General features: G+C 65.2%; 15 protein-coding genes and 1 tRNA gene. 4 read left to right on the plus strand and 12 right to left on the minus strand.

Features of this window, described 5'->3' with window-relative positions:
* Positions 1-34 precede the first annotated feature (34 nt).
* Positions 35-874, plus strand: a complete 840-nt coding sequence (locus tag BN69_RS05575; RefSeq protein WP_014890586.1) for a DUF5765 domain-containing protein — start codon at positions 35-37, stop codon at positions 872-874.
* Here BN69_RS05575 and BN69_RS05580 read toward each other — a convergent pair whose 3' ends face one another.
* The 4 genes from BN69_RS05580 to BN69_RS05595 form a co-directional block, all read right to left on the minus strand.
* Positions 875-1,870, minus strand: a complete 996-nt coding sequence (locus BN69_RS05580) for a 5-oxoprolinase subunit C family protein (RefSeq protein WP_014890587.1) — start codon at positions 1,868-1,870, stop codon at positions 875-877.
* Complete coding sequence (locus tag BN69_RS05585; protein ID WP_014890588.1) at positions 1,867-2,598, minus strand: 5-oxoprolinase subunit B family protein; 732 nt, start codon at positions 2,596-2,598, stop codon at positions 1,867-1,869. The genes BN69_RS05580 and BN69_RS05585 overlap by 4 nt, the downstream gene beginning before the upstream one ends.
* Positions 2,599-2,603: 5 nt before the next feature.
* Complete coding sequence (locus BN69_RS05590) at positions 2,604-3,380, minus strand: LamB/YcsF family protein (RefSeq protein WP_014890589.1); 777 nt, start codon at positions 3,378-3,380, stop codon at positions 2,604-2,606.
* Between the two features lie 519 nt (positions 3,381-3,899).
* On the minus strand, positions 3,900-6,161 hold the full coding sequence (locus BN69_RS05595; protein ID WP_014890591.1) for a sensor histidine kinase: 2,262 nt from the start codon (positions 6,159-6,161) through the stop codon (positions 3,900-3,902).
* Positions 6,162-6,492: 331 nt separating this feature from the next.
* Here BN69_RS05595 and BN69_RS05600 point away from each other — a divergent pair, with 331 nt between their 5' ends.
* Both BN69_RS05600 and BN69_RS05605 read left to right on the plus strand, forming a co-directional pair.
* On the plus strand, positions 6,493-6,849 hold the full coding sequence (locus BN69_RS05600) for a phasin (RefSeq protein ID WP_014890592.1): 357 nt from the start codon (positions 6,493-6,495) through the stop codon (positions 6,847-6,849).
* Between the two features lie 14 nt (positions 6,850-6,863).
* Complete coding sequence (locus BN69_RS05605) at positions 6,864-7,331, plus strand: phasin family protein (protein WP_014890593.1); 468 nt, start codon at positions 6,864-6,866, stop codon at positions 7,329-7,331.
* Positions 7,332-7,402: 71 nt separating this feature from the next.
* On the opposite strand, the gene BN69_RS05610 is transcribed toward BN69_RS05605, so the two are convergent.
* From BN69_RS05610 to BN69_RS05625, 4 genes are read right to left on the minus strand one after another with little or no spacing between them, the layout of a single operon-like run.
* Positions 7,403-8,245 (minus strand): shikimate dehydrogenase, encoded by an 843-nt coding sequence (locus BN69_RS05610; protein WP_014890594.1) that lies wholly within the window; start codon positions 8,243-8,245, stop codon positions 7,403-7,405.
* Between the two features lie 15 nt (positions 8,246-8,260).
* Positions 8,261-8,560: an acylphosphatase gene (locus BN69_RS05615; RefSeq protein WP_014890595.1), complete on the minus strand. Its 300-nt coding sequence runs from the start codon at positions 8,558-8,560 to the stop codon at positions 8,261-8,263.
* Positions 8,557-9,414: a pantoate--beta-alanine ligase gene (panC, locus tag BN69_RS05620; protein WP_014890596.1), complete on the minus strand. Its 858-nt coding sequence runs from the start codon at positions 9,412-9,414 to the stop codon at positions 8,557-8,559. Before panC ends, BN69_RS05615 begins: the two co-directional genes overlap by 4 nt.
* The gene (locus tag BN69_RS05625) at positions 9,411-9,863 is read right to left on the minus strand and encodes a gamma-glutamylcyclotransferase family protein (protein ID WP_014890597.1); all 453 of its coding nucleotides are present in this window, start codon (positions 9,861-9,863) and stop codon (positions 9,411-9,413) included. Before BN69_RS05625 ends, panC begins: the two co-directional genes overlap by 4 nt.
* A gap of 46 nt (positions 9,864-9,909) precedes the next feature.
* Between BN69_RS05625 and BN69_RS05630 the strand changes: the two genes are divergently transcribed.
* Positions 9,910-9,999, plus strand: a tRNA-Ser gene (locus BN69_RS05630).
* 153 nt (positions 10,000-10,152) lie between these two features.
* Here the strand turns inward: BN69_RS05630 and BN69_RS05635 are convergent.
* The 4 genes from BN69_RS05635 to BN69_RS05650 form a co-directional block, all read right to left on the minus strand.
* Complete coding sequence (locus tag BN69_RS05635) at positions 10,153-11,544, minus strand: cytochrome P450 (RefSeq protein WP_014890598.1); 1,392 nt, start codon at positions 11,542-11,544, stop codon at positions 10,153-10,155.
* An 80-nt stretch (positions 11,545-11,624) separates the two neighbouring features.
* Complete coding sequence (locus BN69_RS05640) at positions 11,625-12,407, minus strand: sterol desaturase family protein (RefSeq protein WP_014890599.1); 783 nt, start codon at positions 12,405-12,407, stop codon at positions 11,625-11,627.
* 63 nt (positions 12,408-12,470) lie between these two features.
* Positions 12,471-13,442, minus strand: a complete 972-nt coding sequence (locus BN69_RS18370; RefSeq protein WP_014890600.1) for a cyclic nucleotide-binding domain-containing protein — start codon at positions 13,440-13,442, stop codon at positions 12,471-12,473.
* A gap of 677 nt (positions 13,443-14,119) precedes the next feature.
* The gene (locus tag BN69_RS05650) at positions 14,120-15,184 is read right to left on the minus strand and encodes an aldo/keto reductase (protein WP_014890601.1); all 1,065 of its coding nucleotides are present in this window, start codon (positions 15,182-15,184) and stop codon (positions 14,120-14,122) included.
* Positions 15,185-15,404 lie beyond the last annotated feature (220 nt).

Genomic DNA, 15,404 nt, shown 5'->3' on the forward strand with positions numbered 1-15,404 from the left:
ATCGGGTCGCAGACAATAAAAGAGGAAATGCCGAATGTGTTGGAGTGGAGAGGCGTCAACGGTGTTGGCGGCGACGGGAATCGCCGGCGCGGCCTATTCGGCGCTCAAGAAGGACCCTGAACCGCTCGCTCTCTGGGTCTGCCTGCTCTACTTCGCCAGCATGGAGTCGCTTCAGGCGGTCGCCTATTCGGTTCTCAACCAATGCGACTCGCCGCTCAATCAATTGATGACCATGTTCGGTTATCTCCACATCACCTTCCAGCCTTTCTTCATTAACGCCGTCGCGCTCTATTTCATGCCCAAGGACAGCGCCCGCATCATCGCGCCCTGGGCCTATTTCGGCTGTTTCGTGGCGGCGATCGCCATGCTGCTCCAGCTCTATCCCTTCGCCTGGGCGGGCCACTGCGCCCTGGGTCGGCCGCTCTGCGGCGACGTGCTCTGCACGGTGCGCGGCGAATGGCACATCGCCTGGCTGCTGCCGACCAACGGTATGGGCAACTCCATGGCGGACAACGCCTATCTCGGCCGCGGCTACATCGAATATCCGCTGATGGCCTTTTATATCCCCTCGCTCTACGGCAGCTGGCGCTTCATCCTGTTCTCCTGGGTCGCTGGTCCGTTCCTGGCGAGCCTGACGACCGGCAACATCAATGAATGGCCGGCGGTCTGGTGCCTGTTTTCGATCGGTTTGGTGCTCGCCATCATCAAGACGCCGCTGCGCTATCACCTGCATGTCGGCGACCCCTGGTGGATGATGCTGATCAAATGGTGGAAGCGGCGCAAGGCGGCGGCAAAGGCGGCCCTGGCCGCGACGGCGCCGCAGCCGTCCGAGCCCGTCGCTCTCCTCACCGAGGTCAAGGAGCCGGCGGAATAATCAGTCTAGCGCGTCGACGACGCCGCCGACGAGATTTTCCGCCAGCAGCGACTCGGTGGTGATCTCGGCGCTTAGAGGCTCGCGCGTCGCGCCGGCCTCGATAGCCTCAAAATAGGCGCGGCGGGCGGCGACCGCCTCGTCCCAATCCACGGCGCGGAAGGACAGGTCTTCGCCAGGACGCAGCTGCGCCAGCCGGCCCAGATCCGCCCCGATCACCGTCGCGATTTTCGGATAGCCGCCGGTCGGCTGTCGGTCCGCCATCAGCGCCAGCGGCGCGCCGTCGCCGGGAATCTGGATCGCGCCCATGGCGACGCCGTCGGAAACGATGTCATGTCCGCGCAAATGCCGGATCGCCGGCCCTTCGAGACGATAGGCCATGCGGTCGCTGCGCGCGCCGATGCGCCAGCGCGCGTTCAGAAAGGCCTCGATCTCCTCCTCAGCGAAATACTCCGCCTGAGGCCCAAGCAGCAGCCGGATCGGCGCGTCGCTGGCTGTCAGCCAAGGCGCCGCCAAGGCCAGCGGCTCGAGCGGCGGCGGCGCCTCTGCGAGCGAGAGCGCATCGCCGGCGGCGAGCGGCTTCGGCCCCAGCCCCGAACGGGCGTGCGCGGCGCGTGAGCCCAGCATGGGCGCGAGATCGAGCGTTCCGCCGACCGCGACATAGCACCACGCCCCCGAGCGGCCGGCGCGCAGGACGAGCCGTGCGCCATCGCCAAGCGGCAGCAGGCAGGCCGGCGGCATTGGCCGCCCGTCCAGCCGAATGTCGAAGTCGCCGCCCGCCACCGCGACGCAAAGCCTCGCCCCTTCCGCCCGAAACGCTGCGCCGCCAACCGAAACTTCGATTGCGCTGTCGGCGCCGGCGGCGCGCGTCGCGGCAAGATAAGCGCCACGATCCATCGGCCCCGCCGGCGTGACGCCGTAGCGCGACAGTCCGAAGCGCCCCTCGTCCTGAATCGTGACGCCGGGCCCGGCGGCCTCGATCAGCAGCCGCGCGCTCATTGGAGCGCCTCCCGTCGCGCCACGATCTCGCCGGCCGCCGCCCGCGCGTCCAGCGTCAGGAACGTCTTTACCTCGATCGGCTCAAAGCGCACGGCGTCGCCCGGCGCGACAAGAAAAGGCGGACTGCGGTCCCGCGCGAACATGCGCTCAGGCGTGCGTCCGACGACATACCAGCCGGTCGGCATGGGATTGGCGGCGATCAGAGAGAGCGCGCCGCCGATCAGCGCCGCGCCCGGCGGCGTCGGACCGCGGGGGCTGACGCGCCGCGGGATCGCGAGCGCCTGAGGCAGTCCGCCGAGATAGCACCATCCCGGCGCGAAACCATACATGTAGGCGCGATAGTCGGCGCCGGCGTGCAGCTGCGCGATGGCGTGCGCCGTCCGCCCGAGCAGCGCGGCGGCTTCGCCAAGATCCTCCGCGAATTCAGGATCATAGCAGCAGGGAATGGTCCAGCGCGCCGCCGGCTGCGACGCCTCAACGCCGGCAGGCCCGATCAGAGCTTCGATCGCCGCAATGAGCGCGCCGCGCGAAATTTCGAGCGGCTCGTAGCGCAGGAACAGCGCGCGGTAGGTGGGCGTCGTTTCGCGCAGCCCGGCCGGCGGCGCGGCGCGAAGACGTTCGTCAAGGGCCAGCACCCGGGCGTTGATCGCGGGATCGACGCTGTCGCCGAATTCGACCGACAGCGCCGCCTCGCCGCAGTCGAGAAAGCGCGGCGTGTCATCGTCCATCGCGATCAGGCTCCTATGAAGGCGCGCAGCTTCCAGCCGTCGCCTGCGAGCGCGGCGCGCAGGCTGCGGGCCATTTCAACCGCAAGCGGCGAATCGCCGTGAACGCAGACCGAGTCGATCTGCGTCGGCAAGAGTCCGCCGCTGATGGTTCGCAGACCGCCGCCGGCCAGCATGTCGCGCACGCGGGCGCTCGCTCTTTCGACATCCTCGATCACCGCGCCTTCTTGCGATCTCGGCTGCAGGCGTCCGTCGTCCATATAGGCGCGGTCGGCGAAAATTTCGTTCACGACGCGCAGCCCCGCGCGCGCGCCGGCGCGCGTCTGCTCGGAGCGCGCGATCGCGAGCAGCGCGAGCGACGCATCGACGCCGCGGACCGCGCGGGCGATGGCGTTCGCGACGTCGGCGTCGCGCTCGGCGATGTTGGCGAGCGCGCCATGCGCCTTCACATGCGTGATCCGATGTCCGCTCATAATCGCGAGCGCCTGCGCCGCGCCGAGCTGATAGGCGACCGCGCGCTCGATCTCCCGCGCGCTCATCGGCAAAGAGCGCCGTCCAAATCCTGCAAGATCCGGAAAAGCGACATGGGCGCCGACGGCGACCCCTTTTTCTTTGGCGCGCGCAAATGTCGTCGCCATGATGTCGGGGTCGCCGGCGTGGAAGCCGCAAGCGACATTGGCGCTCGTTACGATGTCGAGCATGGCGTCGTCGTCGCCCATGCGCCAATGGCCGAAACCTTCTCCGAGGTCGGCGTTAAGATCGATGGCGCGAGGGGCGGAAGTCATGAGAAATGCGAGTCGCCTTTGAAGAGGGGCCGCGACTTTGGCGGAACCGCGCCACGGCGGCAATGCGCGACGCTCGCTCGGTCTGCGCGCCGCAATTTCTACGGGCCGGTGGCTTCAGCGCCGCGATTGTCGGCCTGCGACGAGGCGATCCGATGCAGCGAAGATCGGCACATGCCCGCACAAATAGGGCAAGGCGGCGCTTGACAAAGACTGTGCCCTTTGGTGAAGCTATATCGCGGCGAAGCCGGAAAAAAGAGCCACTGGCTGGCTTAACGTGGGAGGAAAAAATATGCAGTATCTTATCCCGGGACTCATGCTCGCTATCGTCGTCGGCGGCGCTCTCGTCGCGATGCGGATTGGCAAGTAAGTTCAAGAAAGCGGGACGTTACGTCCCATATGGTCCGTTGGCGGGCAGCTGCTTGGCCTGAGCGCCAGCGGTGTTACGCCAACGGACCGAGCTGATTTGCTTCAGCTCTCGCTTGCCGCTGCGGCGGCAATTTTCCCCATTCGCCGTTTGGACTATTCCGCTGCGAGCGCTTGCGGCGGCGGAAACGCGATTTCGATCAGCGTGCCCTCGTTGTGACGGCTCTTGATGCTGAACGACGCGTGATTCGCCTCGATCAGGGCCTTTGTCAGCGGCAGTCCAAGCCCCGTTCCGCTCGCCTTGCGCGAAGCGCCGACCTGCCGGAACGGCTCCAAGGCGGTGGCGACATCCTCCTCCGACATGCCGACCCCAGTGTCTTTGACGCGGATGACGACAGAGCCGGCGTCGTTTAGCGCGCTTGACACGATGACCTGACCGCCCGGCTCGCTGAACTTCACCGCATTCGACAAAAGATTGAGAAGAATCTGCTTGAGCGATCGCGCATCGGCGCGCAGCGGCGGCAGTCCCGCGGCAAGCGCGAGACGCATGACGACGCGACCCTGATTGGCCTGGGCCTGCATGATCGACGCGCATTCGGCGATCGCCGCATTGGCGTCAACGCGCGAGAAGGAAAGCTCCATCTTGCCCGCCTCGATCTTCGAGAGATCCAAAAGATCGTTGACGAGGGATAAGACATGCGCGCCGGAAGCGCGAATGTCCTTCAAATATTCCTTGTAGCGAGGAGAGCCGATCGGCCCGAGACGCTCCTCCATCATCACTTCCGCAAAGCCCATGATGGCGTTCAGCGGGGTGCGAATTTCATGCGATACGCGGGTGAGGAAATCGGACTTCGCGGCATTGGCGCTTTCGGCGGCCAGACGCGCCGCTTCAAGCGCGCGGTCATCCGCGGACGCGGCCTCCCGAGGCTCGGCGGAAACCACTATCATCGGCTTTCCGTCGACGGAGACCCGGCGCGGGATGAGATCGAGAGGGACGCTCCCGCGCATCGGCGTCGCGGCCAGCGACACTCGTGCGTGGACGTGCGGCTGGGCGTCAGCAAAGCTCTGACCGAGGATTCGCGCGTCGGACGGGCTGAGCAACGACGTCAGGTTGCGGCTCTCGAGCGCTGGCGCCTCTGTCGCGAAGCAAGCCGCGAATGGCGCGTTGGCTCTCACGACCATCCCGTCGGCCGACACGATCGCAAGCGGCGTGCGCGAGAGGTCGAAAGCCGCGCCAAGCAGCGCGCTCTCGGACTTCGCCCGGGCGAGCTTTTCTTCGAGCGTGCGGGCGAGCGCCAGGGCGCTTTGCTCCGGGCCTGGCGCGATGAACTCGAGATTGCGACGCGTCGGCGCCGCTTGCGCGTCAGGCTCGGGCTCCGACGGCGCGGCGGCCTCCGCTGCGGGGATGGCGAGATCGCCTTCCGTGAGCGCCCGCGCGATTTCGTCGAACGCCAGGCGTTCGCTCGAACTGAGCGCCTCTCTCACATCGGCGCGCGCCGAAGCCGGCGCGCGCAGCATCACGACATTGTCGGCCGACGGCTCGACGGCGTTCTCTTCGACGCTCGGATGGGAAGCCGTCGCCGCTGCGGGTTCGGCGACCCGCCCGCGCTCAATGTGCAACACGCCATAGCCCTGATAGCCGAGAAACCGCCCCGCGGAATCGGTCAACTGCAAAGCGCCGAGCGTCGTCGGCACACATCCGGCGTCGCCTTCCAAAGGCCACTCGACCTCGACGCCGCTCCACGCGCGGCGCGAGGCGACGGCGCGGGCGAACGCGGCGTCGAGCGTAAGGGCGTGCGCCGCATCCTGCACTGAGCGGCCGAGGATGTCGGCGGCCTTTTCGCCCACCACATCGGCGAGCGTGTGGGTCACATCGGTGAACCGTCCTGCCGCGTCGGTCTTCCACAGAAAGCGCGGCGAACGCGCGCCATGTCGCGCCGCAAGACGGCGGCGGAGGGCCGCCGTCGCGTCGGTGACCCGCGCTTCTACCGAAGCGTCGGGCGCGCGCCGGTCCTGAGCTGGCGCATCCGCGCGCACGCCAAGCGCCGCGATAACGAAACAGTCGCCGCTTTCCCCGGCGAGGCCGCGGCAGAGAAAGGTGACCGTTTGCGAAAGCGCGAAAGCGCGAAAGCAAAGCCGCTCGAGCCGAAGACCGGGGCGGCGGCGCAGTTCGCCGACAAGCTCGGCCAGACGTCGCGGCCCTGGCTCGTCGCCGCGAAACAGCCGCTCGGCGAGCCCGCCGGCGTCTTCGCCAAAGACGGCGCGCGCCGGACCGTTCATAAACGCGATGCGCAGGGGATCGCCGCTCGCCGCGATAATTGGCGCGCCGGAGGCGTCGAGCGCCGAAAAAACAGGATCCGCGGCCACGCAAGCGGCGGCTCGCGCGTCTTCCTCGAGGTCCTGGTGCGAACCGCCCATTGCCTACCGCCTCAACCGACGGTCTCGCTCGCCGCGCGCTTTCCAGGCGTCTCGTCGGCTCGACGCTAACGGAAGGAAAGCAAATTAATCGCCGCGACGCGCAAGGTCTATGATTGTCGCGCATTTTTCATAGTATTTCTGCGCTTCCGGCGCTTCCGTCCAAATCCGCGCCGCCGCCCTCGATCTGCTGCGGCGCACAAAATTATTGCATTGCAACATCAAATCGGGCAGTATGAGTGAGCGCCAGATCGTCATTGGGGCCGGGCGCGGCGCGGGTTACATATGGTTTAGCGCGGGGCTTGTTTGAATTTTCACCGCACGGAGGTGCGCCATGGTCGAAGCTGTCTATCAAATTCCCACTGAAGTCCGCGATTTTGCGGAGAAGAGCGTCGAACAGGCGCGCAAGGCCTTTGAAGGTTTCGCCGGAGCCGCGCAGAAGGCGCTCGACACGTCGGCGGACCTGCCGTTCGGGCTGCCGAGCGCCAAGGACGTTAGCGCCAAGGCCCTGTCTTTTGCTGAGGCCAATGTCAATGCGGCCTTCGATCTCGCCCAAAAGCTCGTTCACGCCAAGGACCCGCAGGAAGTTTTCAAGCTTCAGTCGGAGTTCGTGCAGGCGCAGCTGCGCGCGATCCAGGAACAGACCACGGAGCTTGGCGCGAGCCTTCAGCGCTCGACGACGAAGTCCTAACGGGGAGAAGCTCAATGGCCAATCCGCAGAACGGTTCCCCTAAGCCAAAGGGCCCCGAATCGAAACGCCCGGCCCCCAGCGTTCCGGAGACCGAGGCGACTCCGACGGCGAGCGAAGCTGTCAGCGCAGAGCCTGCGCCCGCTCCTGTTGAAGCGCAGACGCCGGTGGTCGTTGCGGCTCCGACGACAGCCCTCGCGATCCCCGAACCTCCAAAGCCCGCCGAAAGCGAGGCCGAAGAATTCGACCCTGCCCTCTGGCAGCAGAAGTCCATCGATCTCTGGGCGGAAAACGCCACAGCGTTCCTCGACTTCGCCGAGCGGCTCGCCAACGCCAAGACGATCGACGAGGTGACGACGCTTCAGTCGCGTTTCGTGAGCGAACGGATCGACGCGCTGCTGCGGCAGTCCACCGAATTGATGACGCTCGCGCAACGTCTGTTGAACTTCGCCATCGCGCCGATCTACGGCGCGCGCGCGGCGTAACGAAGCAATGAAGCAATGTCAGGAAGAGCGCCGCTAGCGATGTCGCGGCGCTCTTTCTTTATAGCGTTCTTTTATAGCGTTGCGACGATCATGGCGCGCAGCGCCGGCGTCGCCTCCGGCATCACGCCGGTCCAGTCGCGAAACGCCGGGCGCGCCTGATGCAGCAGCATGCCGAGCCCATCGACGGGAGTCGCGCCATGTTTGCGGGCGGCCGCCAATAAGGGCGTCTCCAGCGGCGCATAAACGATGTCGGCGACGAGCGCCGATGTCGGCAATGCCGCCAGCGACAGATCCAGCGGCGGCTGGCCGACCATGCCCTGGCTCGTCGCATTGACGAGAAGTCCCGCGCCGGCGAGCCCCGCCTGGCGTTCGTCCCAGCGCAGGGCCGACACGCGCGGGCCAAAGTCGGCGGCGAGAATTTCCGCGCGCGCGAGGGTGCGGTTGAACAGACGAATCTCGCGCGCGCCCGCCTCAAGCAAGCCGTGGACGATCGCGCGCGCGCCGCCGCCGGCGCCGATGATGACGCAGGGCGCGCGCTCGGCGCGCCAAAGCGGCGCCGCCTCATAGAGCGACGCGATGAACCCGTAACCGTCGTAATTGCGGCCGATCAGAGCGCCGTTCCTTTCGACGACGATGCAGTTGACCGCCCCGATTCGCGCCGCCGAATCATCGACATGATCGAGAAACTGGAGCGCCGTCTCCTTATGCGGAATCGTGAGATTGCAGCCGGCGAAGCCGAGCGCCGGCATGGCGCGCAGCGCCGCCTCCAGCCGGCCGGGCTCGACCGGCAGCGGCGCGTAGCAGCCCTCGATTCCATATTGCGCGAACCAGTGATTATGGATTTTCGGCGAGCGCGAATGCGCGATCGGCCAGCCCATGACTCCGGCGAGAACAAAGCGATGGCCGTTCGTCATCTTCTTCTCTCCAGCTCACGCGTCAGGGGCGACGGAAAATCCCGCGCCGCAAAACGCGACAAGCGCGGCTTCATCCGCCGGCTCCTCACGCAGCGCGTCGACTCGCGCGAGCCGGGGGCCCCGGCGCGCCGCAGCGATCAGCGCGGCGAGCGCCGGGCGCGGCCCAGAGACGACCGACTCGACCGCGCCGTCGCGCCTGTTGCGCGCCCAGCCGGTGAGATCGAGCGCGAGCGCCTCACGCACGAGAAAGGCGCGATAGCCGACGCCCTGCACCCGGCCTTCGATGAAAAGACGTATGATCTCCCAATCGCTCATGATTGAACCGCGATGTTGTCGATCAGCCGCGTCGCGCCGAGCTTCGCCGCGGCGAGCAGACGCATGGGACCATCCGCGAGAGAGGCGACCGGGGCGAGCGTCTCGGCATGCCGCGCTTCGAGATAGTCGACCTCGAATCCGGCGGCGGTCAGCGCGTCCCGCGCCGCGCCCGTCGCGGCGCCGTTGTTCTCGCCCTTCAGGATGCGCCGGGCCGCCTCGCTCATTTCGCCGTGCAATTGCTTTGCGCGCGCGCGGTCCTCGCGGGAGAGATAGACGTTGCGCGAAGACATGGCGAGGCCGTCGGCTTCGCGCAGCGTCGGCGCGCCGACAATTTCGGTGGCGATGTCGAGATCGCGCGCGAGACGCTTGATCACCAGGAGCTGCTGATAATCCTTCTCGCCGAAGACCGCGACGTCGGCCTGCGCCTGATTGAGCAGCTTCGTCACCACCGTCGCCACGCCGGAAAAATGCGTCGGCCGAAATCGGTCTTCGAGGTCGGCGCGCGCAGGCCCTTCGAGCACGACTTTCGTCGCAAAGCCCGGGGGATAGATCTCGTCGACGGCGGGCGCGAAGACAAGATCCGCGGCGACGCTGCAAAGCTTCTCGACATCCGCCGCAAGCGTGCGCGGATAGCGGGCGAAATCTTCGTTCGGGCCGAACTGCGCCGGATTGACGAAGATCGTGACGATGACGCGGTCCGCCGCCTGACGCGCCGCGTCGACGAGCGACAGATGGCCGGCGTGGAGCGCCCCCATCGTCGGCACAAGGCCGATGCGCTCGCCGGCGGCGCGGCGCGCGCGCACATAGCGGCGCAATTCGTCGACGGCGCCGACGATCGGCGTTTTCGCATTCATGATCGTCGCCCTGATTGCTGAGCGGTAAGCAGGCTCGACAGATAATCGACATACTGGCCGGGCAGCGCTTGCGCCCGCGCCGCGGCGATCACCGCCTCGAAATAGCCGCGGGGCGCCGCGCCAAGATCGAGCCGCGCGCCGACATAGGTCAGCGCGCGGACCGAGCCGACCGGTTCGCGCAGAATCGGCAGATTTTTCTTGGCGTAAAGACCGTGGGCGACGTCTTCGTAGCGATCGAGCGACGCCATGTCGCCGATCGCGACGTCCCACAGCACGCCGTGAACGCTCATGCGGCGGTCCGGCGCGACGCTGACAAAGCCTGAAGGCATGAGAATCGTCCTGAAGCCGGCAAGCCGTCCCCGCCCGAGCAGCCGGGACCGCGGACAGCGACCCGCCATGGCGGCGGCGTCCATGTTGGAGCCATAGGCGAAGTAGAGCGGCACGCGCAAATCCGGGTCGCGAAAAAGACGACGCGTGCTATATCACGATCGGCGCGGAAGGGTGGCCGAGCGGTTTAAGGCACCGGTCTTGAAAACCGGCGTGGGGGCGACTCCACCGTGGGTTCGAATCCCACCCCTTCCGCCAGTTCAGAACAGAAGTGGGCGCGCCGCCGGTAGCCGATTTTTCGCCTGCTTCTCCGGCGAGCGTCCGCCGTGAATGGCCCTTCGTTCCCCTGATTCGGACTTCGCGTTCGGCCAGCACAGATCGCGACAGAACCTCCGGCGAGTTGCGGCTCACTCATGCGTGCGGCGCGGTTTTTCGTAACGCCACGCGCATCGGCATGCCGTCCTTGGGAAACAAGAACATGCGCCCGGCCGGGCGAACCTGCTGCTCCTGCGCAAGCTCGAAGTGGGCGGCTCGCACGAAGGTCGCAAGCATGATTGTAGCCTCGATCGTCGCGAAGGAGGCGCCGATGCAGATGCGCGGTCCGGCGCCAAACGGTAGGTACTCAAACCGCGTGGGTTTCTTCGTGCTGTCGGGCGCAAAGCGAGATGGATCGAACCGGTTCGGATCTTCCCATATCCGCCGATGCCGGTGAATGGCGTAGATCGGGATGATCCCAATGCTGCCGGCGGGAACAATCGTCCCGTTAAATTCCATGTCTTCGACAATGTCGCGAATGACGATCGGCGCGGTCGGAAAGAGCCGCAGCGACTCGTTGAGCACCTGCTGCACGACGACGAGATTTGCGACATGGATCGAAGCGACGGGCGCATCCCCTACGACACGCTCCACTTCCTCCAGAATGCGGGCCTCCCACTTCGGGCTTTGCGAAAGCAAATAAAGCGTCCAGGTCAGGGCGAAAGCCGTGGTGTCATATCCCGCCACCAGGAAGGAGACGATATTGTCGACTAGAAGTTCGTGCGTGATGCTTTGTCCAGTATCTGGATCGCGGGCGCGAAGCATCCGCCCGAGCAGGTCATTATCTGCGGCGGCGCTGTCCTTCCGCTGTCGCACAATCTGTGACACCGCCTCGCGCAGGCGCCGTTCATGCGCGCGCATCCGGCGCCCGCCCGGCCGCGGCAGCCAGTGCGGCAGACCGAGCAGCTTATAAGCCACCCACCAGTTCGCGCCCCGGTAGTAGTCTGCGTGTCCGACCTCGATGGCGTCCAGCATCTGCCGCGCGCCGCCCACCAGCATCGTGTTCGAAATGACGTGAAACGCCGCGCGCATCATCTGTCTGTGGATCGGATGCGTGACGCCAGGCGCGGCCGCGCGCCACTGCGCAACGATCCCCGCCGCCGCGTCGCTCATGATCGACCCGAATTGCAGGATTTCCTCATGCCGGAATAGCGGCGCCGCCACGCTGCGCTGCCAGCGCCAGTCGCCTCCTTCCGAAGAGATCATGGCGTCGCCGAACATCGGCCGCAGCACTTCAACCTGCAACTTCCCCTTGGGAAAATCATTCGGACGCGTAACCAGAAGCTCCTTGACGAGATCCGGGCCAGTGAAAAAAGCCATGCGGGGCGGGCCGGGAGCGACGACGAGCGTTTCGAAGTACGCCTGTTCGGGTATGGCCTCCAGATTGTTGTTGAGCAGCGCGATCAGATTGGCCGGGAACCGGAGTGGTCTGGCGGCCGGCTTCACAAATGGCGGATAAAACGGCGACGAATTGATCGTCTCGAACATCTAACTTTTCCTTCCTGCGCATCCCTCGGCTCGGGGCTATCGCCTGCCGGCCGCGCCGATTTTGCGGCATGGCCAAGGGTCTATGGCGCAACCGGCGGCGCATCGGCCGGCGCAGCCTTCTCGCGCAGATTGCGCAGTGGCCGCCGCTCGCGATTGATGCGGTCGTAAAGCGCTTCGTAGTCAGCCCATTCAGTGCCGAAAGCGCGATCCATGATCCGCGTTCCCAGACCATAATTGCCCGTATATCGAGAATGATGCAGCGCGTGATAGGTCGCCGTCGTCAGAACCTTTCCCGACCATTCGTTATAGTCGCGTGATTTTATTTCAAAATTCGCATGGCTGAAGGAATTGATGACGAGATAACCGATAAGCCAAGCGGCTACGCCATAAATGTTCAAGCTAACGAAATGATCAATGACCGCCAGGGGCCCGAGCAATCCGAGGTCAAATATGAGCTTTTCAGTAAAGGAGAAGGAGATTGCGGTGAACGGGCTGTTGATCCGGCTGCGGTGATGTTCGGCGTGAATCCAATGCAGCGCGGGCAGATGGAAAGCGCGATGGGAAACATAATGCCAGACCTCCGCCCACAGCGTTGTCGCAAGCGCGGTCGCGACGAACGACGATAGGCTGCGGTTGGCGAAAAACCCGAGCAGAAGAAAGGCGCCCAGGATCGCCGCATGTATGGGTGCATGCAGCGAATTCTTCAGCTCGCGCCGGATCTGCTCCTCGCTGATCGACAGGTCATAGATCTTGCGCCCGCACAATTTCCACTCGCTCGTCGCCGCGAAGCGCCAAATCAGCGCCATCACATGCCCGAGCGCTGCAATCGCCAGCAGCATCATCCATTCCGTCGTTGTGAACATGGCCGTCTTCCCTAAATCGCCAAAACCGTTCCAATCGGTCCTTCAACTGCGACGGAACGTCGATCATTTCAGGCGCGCGGCATGTTTGACAACGTCAATCGCCATCGGCAGCGACGGACCATTTTCGACATGAAGGAACATGGGGCCTGCGACAGAAAAGCCGATCGCCTTATAGAAGGGCAAAAGCGACGGAACGCAGTCTATGAAACATTCCTTCACGCCGAGTCGAAGACCGAGGCGGACCATTGCGGACATCAGCTTCAATGCTGCGGGACCCGTGCGCGTTGATTTCCGCACGACGAATTTTGTGCAAACTGCGACGCAGTCAGGAAAATGCGGCGACGACTCCATTCCATAAAGCTGCGCCAGGGCGCCAAGCGGCCCCTCGCGCGGAAGATTGCCGCGTAGCGTGCCTATGGCCTCGCCCGCCTCGATCGCAATCAACGTGCGGCCAAATTTGTCCAGGTCGTCGACGATGACCTTCTTTTCATGGTCGGCAAACGGGGATCTTCTCGCCAATTCCTCGCAGTAGACGTCATATCGCAACCGCTGTGCGCGCGTGAGCATCTCCTCGTTGCGGCACAGCAGAACCTCGACGCCTTGCTCGCCAGCGAATTCTGTCGGCAGATAGAGAATGAGATTCTGACTGGTTCGATCTTCAGCGATTTCCGCGAGGCGACGCAAAATCGAGGCAAATGCGGTCGGGTGCCGCGTTTCCAAGCGCAAAAAAGTGGCGTCGTCGATACGTAACGCGCGCGTTGGCCTAAGCGCTGTGACAGTCGCCGTCGCCGGACGCCCGTGCAGAAAGCCGATTTCGCCCACGGGTTGGCCAAAACCTGTCAACACGACCTGGCCTTTGCGGCCGGCGGGGAGGAAATCCACCTCGACGGCGCCCTCGACCAGCAGATACATGTCCTGGTAATGCTGGCCGGCCGTCCGCAGTCTCTCGCCGGCCGGAAATTCCACCTGCCCGCACTCCGCCTGCAGAGCCTGAAAGTCGACGCTGTCGGGCGTCATTTCCTGATGAACGCTCATGTCAGATCCCGCACCGGAGCCTAACCGAGGATTTCTCCGTCTGCTTTAGCGGAGGTAGGTTCCACCTAGAAAGTTGTCGATTGGTCCGGCAGCTGCCGATCTGCATGAGCCATGCTGGATTTGGATGACGGCGTTAATCACGCGGCGGACTTTATCTTTGCTTGCAACTTCGACGATAAACAAATGAGGTGCGTGGAGTGTTTGACGCAGGGCGAGCAGCCAGTCTTCCTCGGCTTTCGCTGCTCGCGTAAGAAAAGAGCTTCGAACAGAGTCGAGGCGTCGATGAAAATCACGCGTGGTCGCGCTCGCCCCGATTCGCCTCAGCGAACGCCACTGAACCGGCCGTTTCCGGGCGACGGCGCACCCGCGCCCGCAACTCGTCTAGCGTTGACTGTTCCGCCACTCCACGATTTTCGCTGAGAGATGGTTGCAAAGCGGCATGCTGGCCAACGCTGCACGCATTCTAAGCCGACGATGCAACACCTCCGCGAAATTGTGGACTCGGCCCATCATTTCCGGGCGCAAAACTTAGGAATATGCGCATTGCATGTCAACGCCGCCATCATCGGGCGATGGCGTAGAAAAAGTTCACATCTTCGTATAGCGCGGCCCGATGCCGGCCGATCGCCACCATGGCGCGATGTCGTCCAGCGCCATGGCTACGCAACCGCCGCCGATCACCCTGCGTTCCGCAGCGCATTCTCCATCGCGTAAGTCGGCGGGTTGAGGCGGGCGAAGCCCTCCTGGATCCGATAGGGAAAATGGGGGTACGGCGGCATGACGGCGCTCGCCGCGTCGAGCCGCGCGATCTGGTCGGGCGCCAGCGTCCAGCCGACGGCCCCCAAATTCTGCCGGAGCTGGGCTTCGGTCCGCGCGCCGACGATGATCGACGCCACCGTCGGGCGATTGATCAGCCAATTGAGCGCGATCTGCGGCACGGCCTTGCCGGTCTCGCTGGCGAGCTCGTCGAGCACGTCGATGACGCGATAGAGGCGTTCCTCGTCGACCGGCGGGCCGAACCGGGCCGTTTCATGCAGTCGGCTTTCAGCCGGCGGCGGCGCGCCGCGGCGGATCTTGCCGGTCAGCCGTCCCCAACCGAGCGGGCTCCAGACGAGGGCGCCGAGGCCCTGGTCAGCCCCCAGCGGCATCAGGTCCCATTCGTAGTCGCGGCCGACGAGCGAATAATAGACCTGATTGGCGACATAGCGCGGCCAACCGTGGGCGTCGGCGACGGCCAGCGACTTCATGATCTGCCAGCCCGCGAAATTCGACACGCCGACATAGCGAACCTTGCCGGAGCGAACGAGCGCATCAAGCGTCGCCAGCACTTCCTCCACCGGCGTCGCGGCGTCGAAGGCATGGAGCTGCAAGAGATCGAGATAGTCTGCGCCAAGTCGCTTCAAGGCGCGCTCGACCGAGCGGATCAGGCGAAGCCGCGACGTGCCGGCGTCATTCGGCCCGTCGCCCATCGGCAGGCCGATCTTGGTGGAGATCAGCACGGCGTCGCGTCGGCCCTTGATCGCAGCGCCGAGCACTTCCTCGGAAGCGCCATCGGAATAGACGTCGGCCGTGTCGAACAGGTTGACGCCGGCGTCGAGGCAAATGTCGACGAGGCGACGCGCCTCGATGGCGTCGCTCGTCCCCCAATTGCCGAAGAGCGGGCCGCTGCCGCCAAACGTGCCGGCGCCGAAGCTGAGGACCGGGACCTTGAGCCCCGAGCGGCCGAGAAAGCGAACGTCCATGGCATGCCCTTTCGCAGGATGTGGAGCGGCGGCGTCAGCGGGCGACGCGCTTGGCCGCGCGCTCCTCGCTGACCGCGACCCCCGCGACGAGGATCGCCGCGAGCGGAAACAGCGCCGCCCACAACGGCGCGGCGGCGAGACCGGCGCCGCGAAGCCGCCCGCGCTGGCGCCGATGGCGGCGCCGAGGTTGAAGGCGGCGAGACGACAGATAGAGATTCGG

It is taken from the genome of Methylocystis sp. SC2 (assembly GCF_000304315.1).
Lineage (GTDB): Bacteria > Pseudomonadota > Alphaproteobacteria > Rhizobiales > Beijerinckiaceae > Methylocystis.